The following is a 23,992-nucleotide window of genomic DNA, read 5'->3' on the forward strand; positions in this document are numbered from 1 at the left end:
TGAGGAGAGGCGGGCGTTGCCCGGCGCACTGCCGGGCTACAGGTTACGCTTTCAGCAGCGTCAGAACTTCTTCAACGCTGGTGGTTTTCGCCAGACGCTCAATCACCGACTCATCGTCCAGCGCGTTGGTCAGGCTGGTAATCACCTGGATATGCTCGTTATTACGGGCGGCGATACCGATAACCAGGCGAGCCACCTCATCCTCTTCTTCACCAAAGCGCACGCCTTCCGGGTACTGGCAGAAGACGATGCCGGTTTTCAGAACGCGGTCTTTGGCTTCAATGGTGCCGTGCGGTACCGCAATGGACTCACCCAGATAGGTGGAGGTCAGCTTTTCACGATCCAGCATCGCCTGGACGTATTCCGGTTCAACGTAGCCGCCTTTCACCAGCTGTTCGCCGGCAAACAGAATCGCTTCTTCTTTCGTTGCCGCTTTACGGCCGAGGAAGATGTTCTCCGCGCCGAGTTTGAACAGGTTGGTGTCAGACGCGTCGAAGCTGTCTTTCAGGCTATCGCGAACTTTCTCTTCGTTATCCGTGTGGCGCTGCGCCGCAACCAGACGTTCGGTCAGGCTGGTGTACAGGCCGCTGTCGAGGAAGTTAGTCAACGAAATATGCTGCGCCTGCGGCACCTGGCGCATCGCACGCTCGGTCAGGTCGCGGTGGGTGATGACCAGGTCAACATCCGGCGGCAGGTTGTTGATCGCACAGTTGGTGACGGAGATATTACTCAGTCCGGCATCGTGCACTTTTTTACGCAGCACGCCTGCGCCCATTGCGCTGGAGCCCATACCGGCATCGCAGGCAACGATGATTTTACGCACGTGGCTCAGGTCGTTAGCCACGTCTCCCGCGGCCAGCGGAGTGGCGCCGCCTTTGGACTGCGCTTTCATATCCTGCATACGGCGGGTTGCGGCCTCAATATCATCTTCTTCTTTAACTTTGCTGGTTTTCAGCAGCACGGCTGAAACCACGAAGGAGACGGCCATGGCGGCAACAATCGCGGCGATGTTAGCGAAGTAGGCGCCTTTCGGCGTCATTGCCAGCACGGCGAGGATGGAGCCCGGAGAGGCCGGAGAAACCAGACCGCCGTTGAGAAGGGTCAGGGTAAACACGCCGGTCATACCGCCGAGGATAACCGCCAGAATCAGGCGCGGGTTCATCAGTACGTACGGGAAGTAAATTTCGTGAATACCGCCGAGGAAGTGGATAATTGCCGCACCGCCCGCAGACTGTTTCGCGCTACCGCGACCAAAGAACATGTATGCCAGCAGGACGCCCATCCCCGGACCCGGGTTGGCTTCAATCAGGAAGAAAATAGATTTGCCGAGATCGTGAGACTGCTGGATGCCCAGCGGCGAGAAGATACCGTGGTTGATGGCGTTATTGAGGAACAGGATTTTTGCCGGTTCAACAAAGATAGACGCCAGCGGCAGCATGTCGTGCGCCACCATGAAGTTAACGCCCGCAGCCAGGATTTTCGACAGAACTTCAACCGCCGGGCCAATGCCGAGGAACGCCAGGATAGCGAGGATCATACCGATGATGCCTGCGGAGAAATTATTCACCAGCATCTCAAAACCGGACTTGATCTTACCGTCTACCCACACGTCGAATTTTTTAATAGCCCAGCCGCCCAGTGGACCGGCGATCATGGAGCCGAGGAACATCGGCATATCCGCGCCGACGATAACGCCCATGGTGGTAATCGCGCCGACTACGCCGCCGCGCTCGCCGCCAACCAGCTTACCGCCGGTATAACCGATCAGCAGCGGCAGCAGATAGGTGATCATCGGACCGACCAGCTTCGCCAGCGTTTCGTTCGGTAACCATCCTGTCGGAATGAATAGTGCGGTGATAATACCCCACGCGATAAACGCGCCGATATTTGGCATCACCATATTGCTGAGGAAACGACCAAAGCTTTGCACTTTGATCTTGATATCGGATGACATAAAACACCCCTTCTTCTGTTTTTGCTATCGGCAGGCTGAAAGCCCGAGGCTTGTTGTTAATAAGGCGGCAGAGGTAGCCGGGCCCTGAGTGATAGTGCGAAATCTGGCACTGAATCGTTAAGCTGTCCAGTCGATGGATTTTTATGTGACTTGGATCACATGAATATAGGGCGACGAGGGTCTTTTGTAGTGATCTTCGTCACAAAATTGGTGTGTAAAAAAACAACAGGCCCGGTTTTAAGGGGGGATAATGCATTTTTATGTGATTAAAATCACAAATTTACTTTGACGTTTTGTTATTTATTTGTGATGTATATCACAAAATATTTTCACCTGGATTTTCCCTGATGTGATCTCGCGCAGGTTATACCGCGTTCCGCTTGCTGATGCGTCATTCAGCAACGTGAGGGCTTAAAGAACATTTTAGTCGTCAATGGCGAAAATGAAACGGGTGAATTATGCTCAATTTGTCCGCCCTTTTTTTGTCGGGCCCGGCATACATCCTGGAAATAATTAGCGTAAATCCGAGGAAATTATGTTTCTCAATTATTTTGCGCTCGGCGTTCTGATCTTTGTATTTCTGGTGATTTTTTATGGAATCATCATTCTCCATGATATTCCTTATCTGATCGCGAAGAAACGTAACCACCCGCATGCCGATGCCATTCACGTTGCGGGTTGGGTGAGTCTTTTTACTCTGCACGTTATCTGGCCGTTTTTATGGATCTGGGCCACGCTTTATCGGCCTGAACGCGGCTGGGGGATGCAGCACCCGCGGGATGAGATGTCGCCGGAGGCGACGGAAAGCGAGGATGAACTTAGCGAACTGCGGCAACGGGTTATTGCGCTTGAAAAGCAGATAACGGGTATTCAGACATCTGCCCAATCCCCTACGGTGGAGAAATAACTCATGGATCTGCTGATTATTTTAACCTACGTGGCGATAGCCTGGTCGATATTTAAAATATTTAAGATCCCGGTAAATAAATGGACGGTTCCCACCGCGGCGCTGGGCGGCGTATTAATTGTTAGCGCGCTTATTTTATTAATGAACTACAACCATCCTTATACCTTCACTGCGCAGAAGGCGGTGATTTCTATTCCGATTACCCCGCAGGTTACCGGAGTGGTCAGCAGCGTTACGGATAAAGCCAATCAACGAGTTAAAAAGGGAGAGGTGCTGTTTACCATCGACCCGACACGTTATCAGGCGCGGGTCGACAGACTCCAGGCCGATCTTGTGACCGCGCTGCACAGTATCAATACCCTTAAAGCCCAGCTTTCTGAGGCTCAGGCCAACACCACGCGCGTTTCGGCGGAGCGCGACCGTCTGTATAAGGATTATCAGCGCTACCTGAAAGGAAGCCAGGCGCGGGTTAATCCGTTTTCGGAAAGCGATATCGATAATGCCCGGCAAAACTACCTCGCCCAGGATGCGATGGTGAAAGGATCGGTGGCGGAGCAGGCGCAAATTCAGAGTCAGCTCGACAGCATGGTTAACGGCGAGCAGTCTCAGATAGTGAGCCTCCGCGCGCAGCTGGCGGAGGCGAAATATAATCTTGACCAGACCACCGTGCGCGCGCCCAGCGACGGTTATATTACCCAGGTCCTGATTCGTCCCGGTACCTATGCCGCCTCGCTGCCTCTGCGGCCGGTGATGGTCTTTATTCCGCAACAGAAACGCCTCATCGTGGCGCAGTTCCGGCAAAATTCGCTGCTCAGGCTGGAGCAGGGCGACGATGCCGAAGCGGTGTTCAACGCGCTGCCGGGACAGGTCTTTCGCGGCAAGCTGGTGAGTATCCTGCCGGTCGTGCCGGGCGGAACATACCAGGCGCAGGGCACGCTGCAGGCACTGACGGTGACGCCGGGTACCGATGGCGTGCTGGCGACCATTGAGCTGGAGCCCAACGCTGCCGTCGACGCTCTGCCTGACGGGATCTATGCCCAGGTGGCGGTTTACTCCGATCATTTCACCCACGTTTCGGTGATGCGTAAAGTGCTACTGCGCATGACCAGCTGGATGCACTATCTCTATCTGGACCATTAGCGGGGTCAGTCTGGCATGGGGTGATTTCTCTCTCTGCTATTTGCCTGCACCTGCGCCATACTTATTACTTTGTTGGCGAAAGGAGCAGGCAATGAAACTGATCGGCAGCTACACCAGTCCCTTTGTGCGCAAAATTTCCGTCATACTGCTGGAAAAAGCGATCCCCTTTGAGTTCGTCAACGAATTCCCTTACCACGAGACTAACGGCGTGGCGCAGTATAATCCGCTGGGAAAAGTGCCCGCGCTGGTCACCGATGACGGCGACTGCTGGTACGATTCTCCCATTATTGCTCAATACCTGGAGCTGCTCGGCATCGCCCCGGCTATGCTGCCTGCGGAACCGAAAGCCGCGCTGAAACTGCGTCAAATTGAGGCGCTGGCAGATGGGGTGATGGAGGCCGCGCAAACTCTGGTACGGGAGAAAGCGTGGCCAGCGGCGCAGCAGTCGGAAAGCGAACTGCTGCGCCAGCGCGAAAAGGTCGCGCGCGGTCTCGATGCGCTGGAAGGCTATGCGAGTGACGGAACGTTGCGCCCTGATGAGGTTAATCTGGCGACCATCTCCGCAGCCTGCGCCATCGCTTATCTCAATTTCCGCCGCGTCGCGCCAGGCTGGTGCGCCACCCGACCGAAGCTGGTCCGTCTGGTGGATTCCCTCTTTCAGCGCGCCAGCTTTGCGCGCACCGAACCGCCGGTGAGTTGACCCAGGCAGGTAACAGTTTTCTCGTGAAGGGATTACAATTGCTGCTCATTTGTTGACTCCCTCTCCCGTCGGGAGGGGGGAAAATAGGCTCATTCATGACTACCGAGATTCGTGCGCTTTATACCCGGCTTCCGGCCATCGACCGTTTACTCCGCGATCCCGCATTCTCGCCGCTGCTGATGCAATATGGTCACTCCCAGACGGTGGCGCTGCTGCGCCAGATGCTGGACGAGGCGCGGGAAAATATCCGTCAGAACCAGGCGCTGCCGGGCTGGTGCGATGACTGGATGCAGGAAACGACGAGGCGGCTGGCGCTGACGCAGCAGAGCGCGCTGCGTCCGGTTTTTAACCTGACCGGTACCGTGTTGCACACCAATCTTGGCCGGGCGATTCAGGCGGAAGCGGCGGTTGAGGCGGTTGCCCGGGCGATGCGCGCGCCGGTGACGCTGGAATACGATCTTGATGATGCCGGACGCGGCCACCGCGACCGAGCGCTCGCCGACCTCCTGTGCCGTATCACCGGTGCGGAAGACGCCTGTATCGTCAATAACAACGCGGCGGCGGTACTGCTGATGCTGGCGGCGATCGCCGGCGGCAGCGAGGTGGTGGTATCGCGCGGTGAGCTGGTGGAGATCGGCGGCGCGTTCCGTATTCCTGACGTGATGCGCCAGGCGGGCTGCGTTCTGCATGAAGTCGGTACCACTAACCGCACCCACGCGAAAGATTATCGTCAGGCGGTGAACGACAATACCGGCCTGCTGATGAAGGTGCATACCAGCAACTACAGCATTGAGGGCTTCACGAAAGCGGTCGATGAAGCGGAGCTGGCCGAGCTGGGGCGCGAGTTGAATATCCCGGTGGTGGCCGATCTCGGTAGCGGTTCGCTGGTAGATTTAAGCCAGTACGGCCTGCCGAAAGAGCCGATGCCGCAGGAGATGATTGCCGCAGGCGTCAGCCTGGTGAGCTTCTCAGGCGATAAACTGCTGGGGGGCCCGCAGGCGGGAATCATCGTCGGCAAAAAATCGCTAATCGCCCGTTTGCAGAGCCATCCGCTCAAGCGCGCCCTGCGGGCGGATAAAATGACCCTCGCGGCCCTGGAAGCCACGCTGCGCCTCTATCTGCACCCGGAAAAGTTGGCCGCAGAGCTGCCGACTCTACGCCTGCTGACTCGTCAGGCGGATGATATTCGTCAGCAGGCCGAACGTATACGAACGGCTCTGGTCGCGCATTATGCTGATTTTGACCTGCGGGTTGAGCCATGCCTGTCGCAGATCGGCAGCGGCTCGCTGCCGGTGGACCGCTTGCCCAGCGCGGCGTTGACGTTGACTCCGCGCGATGGTCGCGGCAGCCAGCTGGAGGCCCTGGCGGCACGCTGGCGTCTGCTGTCCGTGCCGGTTATTGGCAGGATCTATGATGGCCGCCTGTGGCTGGACCTGCGCTGTCTTGAGGATGAAACCCGGTTTATGGAGATGTTACTGAGATGATTATTGCCACCGCCGGACACGTTGATCACGGCAAAACCACGTTGCTGCAGGCGATAACCGGCATCAACGCCGATCGCCTGCCGGAAGAGAAAGCGCGCGGGATGACAATCGATCTGGGCTACGCCTACTGGCCGCAGCCTGACGGGCGGGTACTGGGGTTTATCGACGTACCCGGTCACGAAAAGTTTTTGTCCAACATGCTGGCCGGTGTCGGCGGTATCGATCACGCGCTGCTGGTGGTGGCCTGCGATGATGGGGTGATGGCGCAGACGCGCGAACATCTGGCGATCCTCCAGCTTACCGGGCAGCCGACGTTAACCGTCGCGCTGACCAAAGCTGACCGCGTAGAAGCAACTCGGATCGAGGAGGTAAAGGCGGAAATCGATGCGGCGCTGGCGGAGTTCGGCTTTACCGGCGCGACCCTGTTTACCGTCGCGGCGACGGAAGGGCGGGGCATTGACGAGCTGCGCGAGCATCTCCTGCGCCTTGCCGCGCGCGCGCATCCGCAGCATCAGCGTTTTCGCCTGGCGATCGACCGGGCATTTACCGTCAAAGGCGCGGGGCTGGTGGTTACCGGGACGGCGCTATCCGGCGAGGTCAACGTTGGCGAGACGCTGTGGCTGACCGGCGTGGATAAACCGATGCGCGTGCGCGGTCTGCACGCGCAAAATCAGCCGGTTGAGCAGGCCCGGGCCGGCCAGCGTATTGCCCTGAATATTGTCGGCGATGCGCAAAAAGAGGACCTCAATCGCGGCGACTGGCTGCTCTCGGTACAGCCCCCGGAAGCCTGTGACCGGGTCATTGTCGAGCTCCAGTGCCACACGCCGCTTAGCCAGTGGCAGCCGCTGCATATCCACCACGCCGCCAGCCATATTACCGGCCGGGTGTCGCTGCTTGAAGGCGCGCTGGCGGAGCTGGTCCTCGATACGCCGCTGCGGCTGGCGGATAATGACCGTCTGGTGCTCCGCGATATTTCCGCGCGCCTGACGCTCGCCGGTGCGCGAGTGGTTACGCTCAATCCGCCGCGCCGGGGCAAGCGTAAGCCGGAGTATTTACAGTGGCTGCACGCGCTGGCTGCTGCGCAAAGCGATGACGTCCAGGCGCTGGATATTCACCTTCAGCGCGATGCGGTGCGTCTCGATGATTTCGCCTGGGCGCGTCAGCTCAGTAGCGATGGCCTCAACGCCCTGATTAACCGCCCTGACTATCTACAGGCGGGAAAGAGCCTGTTGAGCGCCCCGCTCGCCGCTCGCTGGCAGCGCAAGCTGCTTGAAGCCCTCGCGCGCTATCACGATCAGCATCGCGATGAGCCGGGACCGGGCCGCGAACGGCTGCGGCGTATTGCGCTGCCGATGGAAGATGAAGCGCTGGTGCTGCTGCTGATTGAGCAAATGCGAGAAAGCGGTATTGTTCATAGCCACCACGGCTGGCTGCATCTGCCGGAACATAAAGCGGGCTTTACCGACGAGCAGCAGGCCATCTGGCAGCGGGTCGCCGGGCTGTTTGCCGATGAGCCCTGGTGGGTTCGCGATCTGGCGCGGGAAGCCTGCGTGGAAGAGTCGTTAATGCGTGCGGTGCTTCGCCAGGCGGCGCAGCAGGGGATGATTACCGCGATCGTCAAAGATCGCTACTATCGCAACGATCGGATCGTGGAGTTTGCCAAAATGATCCGTGAACTGGATCTGGAAAGGGGTTCAACATGCGCGGCGGATTTCCGCGATACGCTGAACGTCGGGCGCAAGTTGGCGATTCAGATCCTCGAGTATTTTGACCGCATCGGTTTTACTCGCCGTCGCGGTAACGACCATATTCTTCGGGATAAGGCATTGTTCATAAAAGAATAAACAGAAGTTGCCGGAGGCGCCTGGCCGGGCTATCAGGTCTGGTCTGATGGCCCGGGCAGCGGGTTGCATTAACCCCGATCGGTGGAAGAGATGCGCAGAGTCAGCGGGCGAAACTGGCCGTAAATCCATAATCCGAGCCAGGCCAGGCTGCCGACGATGCCGGTCAACACCAGCGCCAGGATGAAGCAGAAGATCGGGCTGATAATAATCGCGCTGAAGCCATGGACAGTTTCTCCGTTCCAGCGCAGCGTCAGTAAATTGACGCCAACCGCCGCGAGAATGCCGTTTAAAAGGCCGAGCGGCACTAATGAGCAGGTCAGGCCGATAAGCAGGATTTTATAAATACTGCTCGCGCTCATTTTTTTTAAAGAAACGGTAATGAATTCATCCATAAATCAAAAGATCCTGTTCTAAAACACCGGGAGACATGACGTCGCTTGCGCCATCAGACGCCCGCTAGCAGCGGGGGGCGGGAGAAAGTATGTGGCCTGGGAGCGAGGGGGGTCAATCTGAAAATAGCCCGCTTATTGCTGCTTCTGAGTTCGTTTCTCTGTTGTTACTCTGATTTGCACTGCGCCCTGAAATGGCGGGAGAGAAGCGTTTACTCAAACCGCTGCGCGAGACGGCAGAGGCGATTTCTCGCGAACTGGGCTTTTCCGTGCGGGAAGGCTAAGGCAGATGACCTAATTGTCCCGGGCATCTGAGAGAAAACGCCGCTGACTCCATTCAGGATCAAGGCGCGGAAGCGGCTTTTTCTGGCACTCTGCATTTTTATCCCTAATGGAGCAAGGATGAACCGGTTTATTATCGCGGATGCGCAAAAGTGCATCGGCTGCCGTACCTGTGAAGTCGCCTGCGTGGTGTCCCATCAGCAGAATCAGGATTGTTCTGGCGTATCCGCTACGCGCTTTGCACCGCGGATCCGCGTGGTAAAGAATGATGAACTTTCGACGGCGACGTTGTGCCGCCAGTGTGAAGATGCGCCCTGCGCCAACGTCTGCCCCGAGGGCGCTATCCGCCGAGAAAATTCGGTCTGGCGCGTGGATCAGCGCCGCTGTATTGGGTGCAAAAGCTGCATGGTGGCGTGCCCCTATGGCGCGATAACGGTGATGCGGGTGGAGGAGGGCGTACAGGCGCTGAAGTGCGATTTGTGCAGCCATCGTGAAGAGGGCCCGGCCTGCGTGGCGGCATGCCCGACGCAGGCGCTACGCTGCATAGAGCCCATGGAGCTGGAAAGAATAGCCGCTGAACGTCGCCAGCGGATGGCGCTGGCGATGTAGCGACGTGTTACCCGGAGGCGGCGCTGGCGCGCCTTGTCCGGGCTACGGGACTTGTAGCCCGGCTAAACGCAGTGCGAGCCGGGATAGATCTGGCTTATTCGGGCCTATGACGCGCCCTGTTCGCTCCATGCGCGTTCAACTTCTTCGGCGAGAATCTTCACGCCCGCTTCAATCTTCTCCGGATCCGGCACGTAGTTCATGCGCATGCACTGATGCGTGTGCGGCCACGGCTTATCCAGCCCCGGGAAGAAATAGTCGCCTGGCACCATCAGGACGCCGCGCTTTTTCAGGCGCTGGTACAGCAGCTCGGTAGATATCGGCAAATCTTTAAACCACAGCCAGAGGAAAATGGCCCCTTCCGGCTTATGAATCAAGCAGCGATCTTCCGGCAGATAGCGGCGAATAATAGCGATAGTCTCCTGAACGCGCTGGTAGTAGAACGGCTTAATCACCGTTTCCGACAGGCGCAGCAGGTCGTTGCGTTTAATCATCTCGCACATCATGGCCGGCCCCATTCCACCGGGGGCGAGGCTGATAATGCCGTTCATATTGCTGATGGCGGTGATGATTTTTTCGTTAGCGATGATAATCCCGCAGCGGCTGCCCGGCAGGCCAAGCTTGGAGAGGCTCATGCACAGGACGATATTCGGATTCCACAGCGGTCGGGCGTCGCTGAAAATAATGCCCGGGAACGGAACGCCGTAGGCATTATCGATAACCAACGGGATGCCGTGCTGATTGGCCAGCGCATCGAGCTTGATCAGCTCATCATCGGTGATCACGTTACCGGTTGGGTTGGTGGGACGGGAAACGCAGATCATTCCCGTTTCGTCCGTGACCTGCAAATGTTCGAAATCCACATGGTATTTAAACTGGCCTTCCGGCAGCAGTTCAATGTTCGGGCGAGTGGCGACAAACAGCTCTTCTTCGAGGCCGGAGTCGGCGTAGCCGATATACTCAGGCGTCAATGGAAACAGCACTTTACGCGTGGTTCCATCCGCGCGACGTCCTGCGAAGAGGTTAAACAAGTAGAAAAACGCGCTCTGACTGCCGTTTGTCAGTGCAATATTCTGCGGCTCGATCTCCCAACCCAGTTCATCACGCAGCATTTGCGCCAGCAGGGTCAGCAGCTCGCTTTTACCCTGCGGGCCGTCATAATTGCAAAGCGCATCAAGGGCTTTGCCGTTATTCAGCATGTCGCTCAGCAGGCTGTGGAAGTAATCATTCATTTCCGGAATCTGTGCGGGATTGCCGCCGCCCAGCATGATGGCGCCTGGCGTACGCAGGCCGTCATTGAGGTCTTCCATCAAGCGGGTGATGCCCGAATGACGGGTAAATTTGTCGCCAAAAAGTGAAAATGTCATCGCGATTAGTCTGTCGGTATCCCAGGAAAGTGGGTAACCATAACGCCAGCGCAGACAGGGTGCAAATCGAGGTATCAGGAAGATAATTCGTTTTTATGCTTTGAGGTAGATGATTTTTGGTCGTTTATCCTGAAAAGGCTCCCGCGATCGCCGGGGGAGCCGCTCATCAAAAAGCTACTGCTGTCCTGCCCACACCACCATGACTTTGTCATCACCGCTCTCGCGGATAAAGCCGTAGCCTGTCGCCATCGATAGCGTGGTTTGTTTACCCATGCCAATGGCCGGATGACGGGCGCGGAACTGGCCCAGTTTCTCCCAGTGGGTCACGCTACGCGCGGCTTTGCCGTTGATGTCCTGCCAGTTCATATCTGAACGCGTTCCCTGAAGTGGGTCGGAGCCGGTCGGACCGAATGGCCGTGAGGATTCATCGCCGTAGTAGATCTGCACTGTGCCAGGCGCAAGCAGCAGCAGTTCCGCCGCCGTGCTACCGCCTTCACGGAACAGGCTGGTATCGTGCGAAGAGAGGTAGCTTAAGACGTTGAAATCCTGGAGCTTCTCCGCCATTTGTTGCCAGGTCAGATCCATATTGGCCAGGCAGCTTGTCGCTTTTGCTGCCTGATCCTGATAATCAAAGTTCAGCATGGCATCAAAGCCGTGACGATAGTAGTCGCTCTGCATCACGCCGTGGCCCCAGGCTTCGCCGGTCATCCAGAACGGCGCGTTATCCAGCGCTTTATCCGGATTGGCTTTTTTCCATTCCGCCAGCGCTTCACTGGCCTGGGTTTTTAGCTGCAGCCAGGCCGCCTGCTCGACGTGTTTGGCGGTATCAACCCGGAAACCGTCGATGCCATAATCGCGTACCCATTGGCTCAGCCAGTGGGTCAAATAATCGCGCGGCGTGTAGCCGGGGATCGCTTTAGCGGCGGTATCCGGCTTATGGTGATAGAAGTTCGGCAAGCCGGAGGGCTCCGTGGATTCGGTTTTCAGATCCGGCAGGAAGGCCAGCGACATGGTCAGATCGTCAAAGCCGGGGTTGTCGTAATCGCCGATATCGGTGCGGATCCATTTTTTACCCCACCATTTCTCCCATCCGGCTTTGTCGCTGAAGTTAATGTAGTCGTTAAAACTGTGCCAGCTCTGTCCCGCGCGAGGCTTCCAGTCGGTCCAGCGCTCTCCGAGCGTCTTTTTCAGTTCGTCACCCTGGATGTACAGCGAGCCAAACTGAAACTCCTGCATATCGGCCAGGGTCGCGTAGCCGGTATGGTTCATCACCACGTCGAACAGAATGCGAATCCCGCGCTTGTGGGCCTCGTCTACGAGACGGCGCAGATCGTCTTCCGTGCCCATATTGGCATCCAGCTTAGTCCAGTCCTGGGTGTAGTAGCCGTGATAGGCATAATGCGGGAAATCACCTTTCGTACCGCCGCCGACCCAGCCGTGGATTTGCTCCAGCGGCGAACTGATCCAGAGCGCGTTAACGCCGAGCTGCTGGATGTAATCAAGTTTGCTGGTCAGGCCCTGCAGATCGCCGCCGTGGAAGGTGCCGATTTCCTGCATGCCGTCTTTGTGGCGGCCATAGCTATTGTCGTTGGCCGGGTTGCCGTTAACAAAGCGATCGGTCAGAACGAAATAGACGGTGGCGTTGTGCCAGTTGAACGGCGCGGCGGATTCGGTTTCCGCGCGCTCAAGCAGCAGAAGACCATTGCTGTTAAACGCCGGCTGGAGGGTAATTTTACCGCCGCTAACGGTCGCGATATTGCCGCTGTAAAAGTCGCGAACTTTACTGCCTTCGGCAAAGGATTTACTGACGTCAATGGTCAGCGGCTTGCCATCCCATTTCGGACACTGCTTGATCTGCGGCGCGGCGGCAGCGGACTGTTTCTCCTCAAGGGAGACCATCAGGGTTGGCGTACCCGAACGGGTGTCCACTTCCAGGGTATAGCGCCCGTCGCGAAAGATGCGCCACTGCGGCACCGGGTCGCGACAGGGTTCCATCGACAGCATCTGGTTGAGCTTGATCATGCCAGCGGGCTGCCAGCACTGTTGGTCAAAATTAATTCGCAGCGGGCGCGTACCCTTTGCTACCTCGTTTTGACTGATAAATCTGCCGGTGCCCTCTTCGGTGAAAGCGGGGAAGTCTGCGGTAGTCCAGGCGGCGAAGGCCATCCCAGGCAACAGCAGCGACGCAAGCGCAGCGAGTTTCATTGCGGAGTCCTGTAGGCGGTGTTTTGTTCAGTTTGCGCGTCTACCCGCCTGATGAACTCATCCCGGCCGCGCTTTTCCAGGGAGGATGAAAAGGGGTGAGTGATCGCGCTCAAAAAATGCGCAGAAAATGAGACGGCGCTAGCATTTTTGCGCCTTCGCAGGCTGGCAGAAACCGATTTCAGGTGACACCATTTCGGAATTGGACTATTTCTGTGGGTGCGTCATCTGGGTATTTTTGATACTATTCGCGATTCAACTATCGATTTTTTGTGAAAAACAAGGCGTTGGAATGATTGCATCCGACCAGGAGACCTAATGATATCGACTCCCATTCGACGATATGGGGCCGCGATACTCATGTTACTTACCTGCATATTTTCAGGTAGTGTGCTGGCAACAACACACACAGCAACAACGAGTCATAAAGCCCCAATAGTTAAAAAGAAAAGTACCGTTAAAGTAAGCAAGGTAAGCAGTAAACAAGAGTATTCTCGCAATAGTGTAAAGAGCAGTTCACTTCCTGATTTGCGAAAATACCCTTCCGGGACACCAAGGAAAAAAGCGTTTCTCCGGACGGTAATGCCTTATATTACGAAACAGAATCAGGTGATTACTGCCGATCGTAACTGGCTGGTTTCCAAGCAGTACGATGCGCGCTGGTCGCCGAGCGAGCGTACGCGCCTGAAAGAGATCGCCTCGCGCTATAAAGTGAAGTGGTCCGGCAATACTCGCCATATTCCATGGAACTCGTTGCTTGAACGCGTCGATATTATCCCGAACAGTATGGTTGCAACCATGGCGGCGGCGGAAAGCGGCTGGGGAACGTCAAAACTGGCGCGCGTTAACAACAATCTGTTTGGTATGAAGTGTGGCGGTGGAAACTGCCGCGGCGCGGTGAAGGGCTACTCGCAGTTTGATTCGGTGGAAGAGTCCGTTCAGGCCTACGTGAGAAACCTGAATACGCATCCGGCTTATTCATCGTTCCGTAAATCGCGTGCGCAGCTGCGCAAGGCCGATCAGGAAGTGACCGCCAGCACCATGATTCATAAGCTGAAGGGCTATTCGACTAAAGGGTCGAGCTATAACAACTATCTCTTCGCCATGTATCAGGATAACCAGCGGTTGATTGCCGCGCATATGTAATGGCTTATCCATGACATTATTAATGCCCGGCGCGCAAGCCCGGGCATTTTTCTTTGCTCTCTACATCATGACTTCACTGTGCCGATCGCGATACTCCTTCGGCGTCACGTCGTACTCTTTCTTAAACACCGAATAGAAGTACTGCAACGACGGATAGCCGCACATCTGCGAGATTTCATTAATCGACAGGGTGGTTGAAACCAGCAGGCTGCGCGCTTTTTCCAGCTTCTCGCTGTGGATCACCGTATGAATGGTCTCGCCCACTTCCTCTTTGAAGCGTTTTTCCAGATTCGAGCGGGAAATGCCTACGGCGTCCAGTACCTGCTCTACCTTAATCCCTTTACAGGCGTGGTTACGAATATAGTGCATCGCCTGGATAACCGAAGGGTCGGTTAGCGAACGGTAGTCGGTGGAGCGGCGCTCTACTACGCGCATCGGCGGGATAAGCTGTCGTTGAAGCGGCAGCTCTTCATTCTCCAGCAGACGATGCAGCAGCTTTGCCGCCTGATAGCCCATCTGGCGGGTGCCCTGAGCAACGGAAGACAGCGCCACGCGCGACAAATAGCGGGTAAGCTCTTCGTTATCAATGCCAATAACGCACAGCTTTTCCGGAACGGGGATATGCAACAGCTCGCAGGCCTGTAACACATGACGGGCGCGGGCGTCGGTGACGGCGATAATGCCGGTTTGCGGCGGCAGGGTTTGTAGCCAGTCGGCGAGGCGATTTTGCGCATGCTGCCAGTTTTCCGGCGCTGTCTCGAGCCCCTGATAGACCACGCCGCGATATTTCTCTCTGGCGACCAGTTGACAAAAAGCATGCTCGCGCTCTGCGGCCCAGCCTTTACAGCTGGATGTGGGCAGGCCGTAAAAGGCAAAGCGGTTAATGCCCTTTTCCTTCAGATGGAGGAAGGCGCTCTCGACCAGCGCGGCGTTGTCGGTAGCGATGTAGTGAACCGGCGGATAGCACTCCGGGCGGTGGAAGGAGCCGCCGACGCCGACAATTGGAACATTAACGTCGAGCAGCAGGTTTTCAATCTCCGGGTCGTCGTAATCGGCAATAACGCCGTCGCCTAACCACTCCTTGATGTTTTCAATTCGCGCCCGAAAATCTTCCTCAATGAAGATATCCCATTCCAATTGCGATGCTTGTAAATATTCGCCGACGCCCTCAACGACCTGGCGGTCATAGGCCTTGTTGGCGTTGAATAACAACGTAATACGGTGACGCTTTTCAAACATAGTGTTGTTCCTGGTCTCTCTTGCAGGCCATACAATACCGGCCAATGCCCGGATTATTTCAAGCTACTTGTGCCTAAGTTTGGCTGTAGCGCAAAGAATTCGGGCATTTTTTTTCAAAGCTCTCAGCTCCGGCGTTTGGTGGCTGAATCCATCCACACCGCGAGTAATAAAATGACCCCTTTAACGATGTACTGCCAGAAGGTGGCGACATCCATCATGCTCATGCCGTTGTCCAGCGCGGACATGATAAACGCGCCCATGACCGCGCCGGCAACACTGCCGACGCCGCCGGCGAGGCTGGTTCCGCCGATCACGCAGGCGGCGATGGCGTCCAGTTCGGCGATGTTGCCGGCGGAAGGAGAACCGGCGCCCAGACGCGAACTGAGAATCAACCCGGCAATCGCCACCATCAGGCCATTAATGGCGAACACCGCCAGCTTGGTGCGTTCCACGCTAATGCCGGATAGACGCGCGGCTTCCAGGTTGCCGCCGATGGCGTAGATGCGGCGGCCAAACGCGGTGCGGGTGGCCATAAACATACCCGCCAGCAGCAACGCGGCGAGAATCAGTACCGGCGTCGGGACGCCGCGATAGTCGTTTAATAGCCAGATAGCGCCCAGCACAATAACGGCGGTAATCGTCTGGCGACCTACGGTCGAAGCGGAAGCGGGCGTGGCAAGTCCCAGGGCCTGACGTCGCATACGGCCGCGCCATTGCCAGATAATAAAGGCCGCCATTCCCGCCACGCCGATACCAAAGCCAATACCATCAGGCAGATAGCTCTGGCCGATTTGCGACATCGCCGGGCTGGTGGGAGAGACGGTGGTCCCGTTGGTGATACCTATCAGAATACCGCGGAATGCCAGCATACCGGCGAGCGTCACGATAAACGACGGGACTTTACGGTAGGCGACCCACCAACCGTTCCATGCGCCCAGCAGCAGGCCAAGCGCCAGCGTGATCACAATCGTCAGCGGCAGCGGCCAGCCGAGCCAGACGTCAAATATTGCCGCTGTGCCACCGAGCAGGCCCATCATCGAGCCGACGGAAAGATCGATCTCGGCGGAAATAATCACAAACACCATGCCGACCGCGAGAATGCCGGTGATGGCGGTCTGGCGCAGCAGGTTAGAGATATTACGCGCGCTCAGATAAGCGCCTTCGGTAGTCCAGGTGAAAAACAGCATAATGGCCACGATAGCGGCGATCATCACGAATACCTGGAGATTCATCCCTTTTAGCCCGGAAAAAGCCCCGGAGACGGGCGGGGTGAGTTTCATTTCAGACGTGTTCTTCGACATGGCGTTCGCTCCTCAGTGCGGCTTCCATCACCTGTTCCTGTGTCAGGCCCTGATTAATCAAATCGGCCTTCAGTTTGCCCTCATGCATCACCAGCACCCGATCGCTTAGCCCCAGTACTTCGGGCAGTTCGGATGAAATGACAATGACGGCGATCCCCTGCTGCACCAGCTGATTAATCAACTTGTAGATTTCGTACTTGGCGCCGATATCAATGCCGCGGGTAGGCTCATCGAGTATCAGAATGCGCGGGTTCAGCAGCAGGCAGCGGGCGAGGATCGCCTTTTGCTGATTGCCGCCGCTCAGGCGACCGATCGCCAGCTCTGGCGATGAGGTTTTGATTTTCAAACGCTGGATGGATTGCTGAATGCAGTGTTGCTCTCCGGCATCGTCAAGGCTGCTCAGCGGGCCGGTAAACTGGTTTAACGCGGCGAGGGTGATATTTTTACCCACCGCCATCACCGGCACGATGCCGTCTTTCTTTCTGTCTTCCGGCACCATGGCGATGCCCTGCGCGATGGCCTGCTGGCAGTTGTGAATCGTCACCTGCTGGCCATCGATGAAAATTTTCCCCTGCCAGCGGCCCGGCCAGACGCCAAACAGGCACTGTACCGCTTCGGTACGGCCCGCGCCGACCAGTCCGGCTATCCCCAGAATTTCGCCGCGCCGCAGTGAAAAAGAGACGTCATTGACCCGCTTAATGTGGCGATTGACCGGATGCCAGGCGGTTAAATTTTCTACGCGCAGGATTTCATCGCCGCAGCTATGGGCTTCGTTCGGATAGAGGGCGGTAAGCTCGCGGCCGACCATCATGGTGATGATGTCATCTTCGTTCATGCCGTCAGCGTTACGGGTACCGATATGCTGCCCATCGCGGATCACGCAGATAGTATTGGATATCGCTTTGACTTCATTGAGTTTGTGGGAAATGTAAATACAGGCAATACCGTGATTTTGCAAATCGCGAATAATATTCAGCAGAATGGCCGTTTCTTGTTCCGTTAATGAGGCGGTGGGTTCGTCGAGAATTAACAACCGTACCTGTTTATTTAGCGCTTTCGCTATTTCGACCAGCTGCTGCTGGCCAAGGCCTAAATCGCCGACGCGGGTGTCGGGTGATATGGCTAAATTGACCTGGGCCAGCAGCTTCTCGCAGCGTAAGGTCATGGTTTCGTAATCCAGCAGACCGTGGCGGGAGATCTCCGCGCCGAGAAAAATATTCTCCAGAACGGTCAGGTGTTTTACCAGCGCCAGCTCCTGATGAATGATGGCAATTCCTTTGCGTTCGGTATCGCGAATATGGCCCGGCTGCAAAGTTTCTCCGGAAAAAATAATCTCTCCCTCATAGCTACCGTGCGGGTATATTCCGCAAAGCACCTTCATGAGCGTAGATTTCCCGGAGCCGTTTTCTCCGCATAATGAGACCACTTCCCCGGCGTTCAGCCGCAGGCTGACATTATCAATCGCCTTCACCGCGCCGAAGGTTTTAGTCATGTTTTTCATTTCGAGTAACCAGGACATAGAGGCTCCGCATAAGCGATATCCGGCTGGATGGAGTAACGCCCCCGGCAGAGGGCGTCAGAGATTACAGCTCGCTTTTTTTATGGAAACCGTCTTTGATCACCGTCTGGTCAATGTTGTCTTTATTGACTTCAATGGGCGTCAGCAGACGAGAAGGGACATCTTTCAGGCCGTTGTTGAGCGTGGCGTCAGCCTTCGGCTGTTTGTCGTTGCCCAGTTCGACGGCAATCTCCGCCGCGGTGGTGGCAAGGGTGGCGATCGGTTTGTAGACGGTCATCGTTTGGGTGCCAGCGATAATGCGCTTCACGCCGGCGAGGTCGGCATCCTGACCGGAGATCGCCACTTTGCCTGCGAGCCCCTGGGCGCTCAGGGCCTGAATGGCGCCGCCAGCGGTGGCATCGTTAGAGGCGACAACCGCATCAATTTTGTTATTGTTGGCGGTCAGGGCGTTTTCCATAATTTTCAATGCGTTTTCAGGTAGCCATCCGTCAACCCACTGATCGCCGACGACTTTAATTTTGCCTTCATCAATATAGGGCTTAAGGACTTTCATTTGGCCAGCGCGGAAAAGCTTGGCGTTATTATCAACGGGCGAGCCGCCCATTAAGAAATAGTTACCCTGAGGCACTTTATCGACCAGGCTTTGCGCCTGCATTTCGCCCACTTTCTCATTATTAAAAGAAATATAAAAATCAATGTCGGCATTATTGATGAGACGATCGTAGGCGAGAACTTTAATTCCCTCCTGTTTAGCCTCTTTTATCACATTACTCAGCACTTGACCGTTATAGGGAATAATAACCAGAACGTCGACGCCGCGATTAATCATGTTTTCGATTTGCGACATTTGCGTTTCTTCGTTGCCATTGGCTGACTGGACGAATACTTTTGCACCTAATGATTCAGCTTTATTGACAAAAATATCGCGATCTTTTTGCCAGCGCTCAAGACGCAGGTCGTCAATCGCCATGCCAATTTTAACTTCTTTCGCAATGCCCGACAGGCTGGTGAGGAGGAGTGAAGCACAGAGCGTTAGGCAAAGGTTCTTTATCTTCATAATAATAACACCTTTTTTGTAAAGTGCAGGATAAGACGAACGATAAAAATAAACGGCCTGATACGTAGCAGATTTTTAACGCGGAAAGGGGCGCTGGCAATTATCTATGCTTATTTTGCCGTTATGAAATTTTGTTTATTTGTTAATTTATGACCGGGATCGTACTTTAATAATTAGTTCTCATCGTATTTCATTGATCTCTCGTGGCGTAAGCAGCGAAGTGAGGGCGTTGTTCTATTGTTTTTGCGACCTGGCGCACGTTTGTGGATTCTCTCAATCACGGTGTGAAATAACGTAATTGAGGAAAGTAAAAAGAGAATTCTATATTGGCTTATGACTTATTACTCGCCGCATCCCTGAATATGGAGTTCATTATGCAGACCTATTTTGATCAACTCGATCGCGTTCGTTATGAAGGCCCGACATCCGCTAACCCACTGGCTTTCCGTCATTACAACCCGGATGAACTGGTGCTGGGCAAACGGATGGAAGAGCACCTGCGCTTTGCGGCCTGCTACTGGCACACCTTCTGCTGGAATGGTGCTGACATGTTTGGCGTGGGCTCCTTTAACCGCCCGTGGCAGCAGCCGGGCGAAGCGCTGGAAATGGCGAAACGCAAAGCGGATGTCGCGTTTGAGTTTTTCCACAAACTGAACGTACCGTACTACTGTTTCCACGACGTTGACGTTTCCCCTGAAGGGGCATCGCTGAAAGAGTATGCCAACAACTTTGCGCAAATGGTTGAAGTGCTGGCGGAAAAACAGCAGCAGAGCGGCGTCAAGCTGCTGTGGGGAACGGCAAACTGCTTTACGAACCCGCGCTATGGCGCCGGGGCGGCAACCAATCCGGATCCGGAAGTGTTCAGCTGGGCGGCGACTCAGGTGGTCACCGCAATGGATGCGACCCACAAGCTGGGCGGCGAAAACTATGTCCTGTGGGGCGGCCGTGAAGGTTATGAAACCCTGCTGAATACCGATCTGCGTCAGGAGCGCGAGCAGATTGGCCGCTTTATGCAGCTGGTCGTTGAGCACAAACACAAGATTGGCTTCCAGGGTACGCTGCTGATTGAACCCAAACCGCAGGAGCCAACCAAACATCAGTACGATTACGACGCTTCTACCGTCTATGGTTTCCTGAAACAGTTCGGCCTGGAAAAAGAGATCAAACTGAACATCGAAGCGAACCACGCGACGCTGGCCGGTCATACGTTCCATCACGAAATTGCGACTGCCATTGCTCTGGGACTGTTTGGTTCCGTTGACGCTAACCGCGGCGACCCGCAGCTGGGCTGGGATACCGACCAGTTCCCGAACAGCGTTGAAGAAAACGCGCTGGTGATGTACGAAATCCTGAAAGCGGGTGGTTTCACCACCGGCGGCCTGAACTTTGATGCTAAAGTGCGTCGTCAGAGCACCGATAAATACGACCTGTTCTACGGCCATATCGGCGCAATGGACACCATGGCGCTGGCGCTGAAAGTTGCCGCGCGCATGATTGAAGGCGGCGAGCTGGATAAACGCGTTGCCAAACGTTATGCCGGCTGGAACGGCGAGCTGGGTCAGCAGATCCTGAAAGGCCAGATGAACCTGGCGGATATTGCTCGCTATGCCACTCAGCATGACCTGGCGCCGCAGCACCAGAGCGGCCATCAGGAACTGCTGGAAAATGTGGTAAACCGCTACCTTTTTGATCGCTAATGAAGGCGATGATGCCCGGCGGGAACGGGCATTGGCTATAACCGATGCTTTATTCGCGCCACGCTTAGCCGTGGCGCGTCAGTAAGGAGAGGCTGTATGTATATCGGGATTGATCTGGGCACCTCGGGCGTCAAAGCTATTCTGCTCAATGAGCAGGGCGAGGTCGTGGCTTCGCATACTGAAAAGCTCAACGTGTCACGTCCGCACCCTCTATGGTCTGAACAGGACCCCGAACACTGGTGGCAGGCGACGGACCGCGCGATGAAAGCGCTGGGCGCGCAGCACTCGCTGCGCGAAGTCAAAGCGTTAGGTATTGCGGGCCAGATGCACGGCGCGACGCTGCTGGATAAGCAACAGCGCGTCCTGCGCCCGGCGATTTTATGGAATGATGGCCGCTGCGGTGAAGAGTGCGCGCTGCTGGAAGAGAAAGTCAGCCGCTCGCGGCAGATAACCGGCAACCTGATGATGCCGGGATTCACCGCGCCGAAGCTGCTGTGGGTACAACGCCACGAGCGTGAGATCTTCGAGCGGGTTGATAAAGTCCTGCTGCCTAAAGATTATCTACGTTTACGCATGACCGGCGAGTTTGCCAGCGATATGTCCGATGCCGCTGGAACGATGTGGATGGACGTAGCGCGAAGGGACTGGAGCGATGAGATGCTCGCCGCCTGCGGTCTGAACCGCGACAACATGCCGACGCTGTTCGAAGGATGTGAAGTCACGGGGGCGCTGCGCCCGACGGTTGCGCAGTCGTGGAATATGCCGGAAGCGCTGGTGGTAGCCGGCGGCGGCGATAACGCAGCCGGTGCGGTTGGCGTAGGTATGGCGGATGCGGGGCAGGCGATGCTGTCGCTGGGGACCTCGGGCGTCTACTTTGCGGTCAGCGACGGCTTTCTTAGTAAGCCGGAAAGCGCCGTACACAGTTTCTGCCACGCGCTGCCCGGGCGCTGGCACCTGATGTCGGTGATGCTGAGCGCGGCTTCCTGTCTGGATTGGGCGGCGACTTTAACCGGCCTTGGCACGGTTCCGGCGTTGATTGCGGCGGCGGAGTCGGCGAACGAGAGTGCCGATCCTATCTGGTTTCTGCCTTACCTCTCCGGTGAACGTACTCCGCACAACAATCCGCAGGCGAAAGGCGTCTTTTTCGGCCTGACTCATCAACATGGTCCGGCGGAGCTGGCGCGGGCGGTGCTGGAGGGCGTCGGTTATGCGCTGGCGGATGGCATGGATGTGGTGCACTCCTGCGGCGTGAAGCCGGAAAGCGTGACGCTGATTGGCGGCGGCGCGCGCAGCGCGTACTGGCGGCAAATGCTGGCGGATATCAGCGGTCAGCAGCTTGATTTCCGCACCGGCGGCGACGTGGGACCAGCGCTTGGCGCGGCGCGACTGGCGCAGCTGGCGCTGCATAAAAACGTCGCATTCTCCGATCTGCTGCCGCAGCTCCCGCTGGAGCAGGCCCACTGCCCTGATGACGAACGTTTTGCCCGCTACGCCCCCCGTCGGGAGACATTCCGACAGATTTATCAGCAGCTTTTACCGCTGATGTCGTAATATTTTGCCCTCGGTTAACGAGGGCAAATTACATCCATGAATGCATCGTTCGCATTTATCTGTCCTGCGTATTTATATATTCCGAATTTGTCGTTTCTGCTTCCTGAAGCATCAGCAGTAAAGCTTTACCGGTACATAATGGACGCCATCTTTTGCAGGGAGGCTCCATGAAAAATAAGAATATTGCGCCGAAACTGTTGATGGTCATCGGGGCGCTGGTGTATCTGATGGGGATCTGGCACACCTGTCCGTTATTTAGCGGTAAAGGCTATTTCCTCGGCGTACTGGTGATGGGGATGTTCGCCATGCTGGCCCATCAGCGCACGATGCAGGAGGAGCGCAGAAATGACGACGGGTTTGTATCGCTATGCCGACTGGTGCTCCTGCTTTCGCTTGGCCTGTTAATGGTCGGCGCGAGGTTTGTACCTGCCGGTTGGGATGAGAAAAGCATCTACGTGGCGGCCTGGTTTGTGTGCATGTACGGCGCGTCAGCCTTGCCGCATAAAGCACTGGCGGCGGGCGTGGCGCCGCAAGACCCTACGGAATAGCCTTAGCTGACGAAACGGCGGCTATCAAACCGCTGAACCAGAGCCGAGAGCAGTAAGCTGCCCAGCAGCGCGGCGCTGAATATCCAGATAATATCCAGTAACGGCCAGCGGCTTAGTTCAAGCCCGCTGGCGCGCAGCGCGTGAATGATCAGCGCATGAAAACCGTAAATCCCTAAAGAATGGCGCGCAATCGGCGCAATAAGCGGCAGCTGACGCCGATTGAGCGTGTTTTTTACCAGCGTCAGCAGAGCGATGGCGCAGACAAAAACCGCAGGACCGCAGTATAAATACCAGGTATCGCCGAAATCGCCGCGCCAGCGCAGCTCGTGCAGCGTGCCGCGTGAGATTACCCACACGCCGGCGATGAACAGCGCGGCGCAGAGGGCGGTCAGCCATTTTTTCTCGGTATCCAGCATGCCGATAGCCCGTCCCAGCACGCCATACATCACGTAGTAAAACGTGTCGCCATTGATATAAAGATTGAACGGCAACCATTCAACGCCTCCGGCTTTTACCTGGACCATATTGGGGTTCGCCAGAATGCCCAGTACCAGCATCAGCGCCAGCAGCATCCTGCCGCTTACCTGTTTAACCTGCACCAGCGGCGAAAGCAGATATATCACGACGATGGCGAAGAAAAACCACAGATGGTAGAACACCGGTTTTTGCAGCAAATTCTTCAGCGACAGCTCAACGTTGATATGGGTGAACAGGGTGATATAGAGCAGCGATAGCGTGCTGTAGAAGAGAATGCACAGCGCGATACGCAGAAAATGGCGGGGCTGGGCGCTGCGCTCACCGAAAAACAGATAGCCTGAAATCATGAAAAATAGCGGTACGCTGACGCGGGACGCAGAGTTGAGGATATTGGCCAAATCCCACTCCAGCAGGCTAATCGCGTGCGGGTGCGTAATATACCAGGTAGTGCTATGAATCATGACGACCATCAGACAGGCAATGCCGCGCAAATTAGTAATCCAGTGTATTTTTTCCTGCATCAGAACCTCAGTTTCACCTTCTCCATCTGGCTCTGACTATCCATATTCGACCCTGTCGCAG

The 23,992-nt window shown here is 56.1% G+C and carries 19 protein-coding genes and 1 pseudogene; 11 read left to right on the top strand and 9 right to left on the bottom strand.

Annotated elements, in window-relative coordinates; translation table 11 throughout:
* Positions 1-43: 43 nt before the first annotated feature.
* Entirely contained in the window at positions 44-1,954 is a 1,911-nt protein-coding gene (gene mtlA / locus ABLV75_RS23135; protein WP_004106823.1) for a PTS mannitol transporter subunit IICBA, read from the bottom strand.
* 535 nt (positions 1,955-2,489) lie between these two features.
* Here mtlA and ABLV75_RS23140 point away from each other — a divergent pair.
* From ABLV75_RS23140 to selB, 5 genes are all read left to right on the top strand, one after another.
* The gene (locus ABLV75_RS23140; protein ID WP_004106822.1) at positions 2,490-2,861 is read left to right on the top strand and encodes a DUF3302 domain-containing protein; all 372 of its coding nucleotides are present in this window, start codon (positions 2,490-2,492) and stop codon (positions 2,859-2,861) included.
* A gap of 3 nt (positions 2,862-2,864) precedes the next feature.
* On the top strand, positions 2,865-4,001 hold the full coding sequence (locus ABLV75_RS23145; protein ID WP_004106821.1) for an HlyD family secretion protein: 1,137 nt from the start codon (positions 2,865-2,867) through the stop codon (positions 3,999-4,001).
* Between the two features lie 91 nt (positions 4,002-4,092).
* Positions 4,093-4,701 (top strand): glutathione S-transferase, encoded by a 609-nt coding sequence (locus ABLV75_RS23150; protein WP_004106819.1) that lies wholly within the window; start codon positions 4,093-4,095, stop codon positions 4,699-4,701.
* Between the two features lie 95 nt (positions 4,702-4,796).
* Positions 4,797-6,185 carry an L-seryl-tRNA(Sec) selenium transferase gene (selA, locus tag ABLV75_RS23155; RefSeq protein WP_004106817.1) on the top strand — a complete coding sequence of 463 codons (1,389 nt, stop codon included), beginning with the start codon at positions 4,797-4,799 and terminating at the stop codon, positions 6,183-6,185.
* Complete coding sequence (selB, locus tag ABLV75_RS23160; protein WP_004106815.1) at positions 6,182-8,029, top strand: selenocysteine-specific translation elongation factor; 1,848 nt, start codon at positions 6,182-6,184, stop codon at positions 8,027-8,029. Before selA ends, selB begins: the two co-directional genes overlap by 4 nt.
* Before the next feature lie 68 nt (positions 8,030-8,097).
* Here the strand turns inward: selB and ABLV75_RS23165 are convergent, their stop codons facing one another.
* Positions 8,098-8,421 carry a hypothetical protein gene (locus ABLV75_RS23165; protein ID WP_004106814.1) on the bottom strand — a complete coding sequence of 108 codons (324 nt, stop codon included), beginning with the start codon at positions 8,419-8,421 and terminating at the stop codon, positions 8,098-8,100.
* A gap of 197 nt (positions 8,422-8,618) precedes the next feature.
* On the opposite strand from ABLV75_RS23165, the pseudogene ABLV75_RS23170 reads away from it, so the two are divergent.
* A pseudogene (locus ABLV75_RS23170) lies at positions 8,619-8,702 on the top strand (IclR family transcriptional regulator); the annotation flags it as partial.
* Between the two features lie 118 nt (positions 8,703-8,820).
* On the top strand, positions 8,821-9,309 hold the full coding sequence (locus ABLV75_RS23175; RefSeq protein WP_004106813.1) for a 4Fe-4S binding protein: 489 nt from the start codon (positions 8,821-8,823) through the stop codon (positions 9,307-9,309).
* Positions 9,310-9,413: 104 nt separating this feature from the next.
* Here ABLV75_RS23175 and avtA read toward each other — a convergent pair whose 3' ends face one another.
* Both avtA and ABLV75_RS23185 read right to left on the bottom strand, forming a co-directional pair.
* Positions 9,414-10,673: a valine--pyruvate transaminase gene (gene avtA, locus ABLV75_RS23180; protein WP_004106812.1), complete on the bottom strand. Its 1,260-nt coding sequence runs from the start codon at positions 10,671-10,673 to the stop codon at positions 9,414-9,416.
* A gap of 174 nt (positions 10,674-10,847) precedes the next feature.
* Positions 10,848-12,878, bottom strand: coding sequence for an alpha-amylase (locus ABLV75_RS23185; RefSeq protein WP_004106810.1), 2,031 nt, complete (start codon positions 12,876-12,878; stop codon positions 10,848-10,850).
* Between the two features lie 315 nt (positions 12,879-13,193).
* On the opposite strand from ABLV75_RS23185, the gene ABLV75_RS23190 reads away from it, so the two are divergent.
* The gene (locus tag ABLV75_RS23190) at positions 13,194-14,021 is read left to right on the top strand and encodes a protein bax (protein ID WP_071530269.1); all 828 of its coding nucleotides are present in this window, start codon (positions 13,194-13,196) and stop codon (positions 14,019-14,021) included.
* A gap of 60 nt (positions 14,022-14,081) precedes the next feature.
* On the opposite strand, the gene xylR is transcribed toward ABLV75_RS23190, so the two are convergent.
* The 4 genes from xylR to xylF form a co-directional block, all read right to left on the bottom strand.
* Positions 14,082-15,260, bottom strand: coding sequence for a D-xylose utilization transcriptional activator XylR (xylR, locus tag ABLV75_RS23195; protein WP_004106805.1), 1,179 nt, complete (start codon positions 15,258-15,260; stop codon positions 14,082-14,084).
* Positions 15,261-15,382: 122 nt separating this feature from the next.
* Positions 15,383-16,561: a xylose ABC transporter permease XylH gene (gene xylH / locus ABLV75_RS23200; RefSeq protein WP_004106802.1), complete on the bottom strand. Its 1,179-nt coding sequence runs from the start codon at positions 16,559-16,561 to the stop codon at positions 15,383-15,385.
* The gene (locus ABLV75_RS23205; protein WP_004106801.1) at positions 16,542-18,080 is read right to left on the bottom strand and encodes a xylose ABC transporter ATP-binding protein; all 1,539 of its coding nucleotides are present in this window, start codon (positions 18,078-18,080) and stop codon (positions 16,542-16,544) included. Before ABLV75_RS23205 ends, xylH begins: the two co-directional genes overlap by 20 nt.
* Before the next feature lie 64 nt (positions 18,081-18,144).
* Positions 18,145-19,137, bottom strand: a complete 993-nt coding sequence (gene xylF, locus ABLV75_RS23210; RefSeq protein ID WP_004106799.1) for a D-xylose ABC transporter substrate-binding protein — start codon at positions 19,135-19,137, stop codon at positions 18,145-18,147.
* Between the two features lie 374 nt (positions 19,138-19,511).
* Between xylF and xylA the strand changes: the two genes are divergently transcribed.
* The 3 genes from xylA (at position 19,512) to yiaB (ending at position 22,933) form a co-directional block, all read left to right on the top strand.
* Positions 19,512-20,834, top strand: a complete 1,323-nt coding sequence (gene xylA / locus ABLV75_RS23215; protein ID WP_004106797.1) for a xylose isomerase — start codon at positions 19,512-19,514, stop codon at positions 20,832-20,834.
* Between the two features lie 96 nt (positions 20,835-20,930).
* Complete coding sequence (gene xylB, locus ABLV75_RS23220) at positions 20,931-22,385, top strand: xylulokinase (protein WP_004106795.1); 1,455 nt, start codon at positions 20,931-20,933, stop codon at positions 22,383-22,385.
* A gap of 167 nt (positions 22,386-22,552) precedes the next feature.
* Positions 22,553-22,933 carry an inner membrane protein YiaB gene (yiaB, locus tag ABLV75_RS23225; RefSeq protein ID WP_004106793.1) on the top strand — a complete coding sequence of 127 codons (381 nt, stop codon included), beginning with the start codon at positions 22,553-22,555 and terminating at the stop codon, positions 22,931-22,933.
* Between the two features lie 2 nt (positions 22,934-22,935).
* On the opposite strand, the gene ABLV75_RS23230 is transcribed toward yiaB, so the two are convergent.
* On the bottom strand, positions 22,936-23,931 hold the full coding sequence (locus ABLV75_RS23230) for an acyltransferase (RefSeq protein WP_004106791.1): 996 nt from the start codon (positions 23,929-23,931) through the stop codon (positions 22,936-22,938).
* Positions 23,932-23,992 lie beyond the last annotated feature (61 nt).

This window comes from Klebsiella sp. CN_Kp066 (assembly GCF_040065135.1).
Taxonomy (GTDB): domain Bacteria; phylum Pseudomonadota; class Gammaproteobacteria; order Enterobacterales; family Enterobacteriaceae; genus Klebsiella; species Klebsiella oxytoca.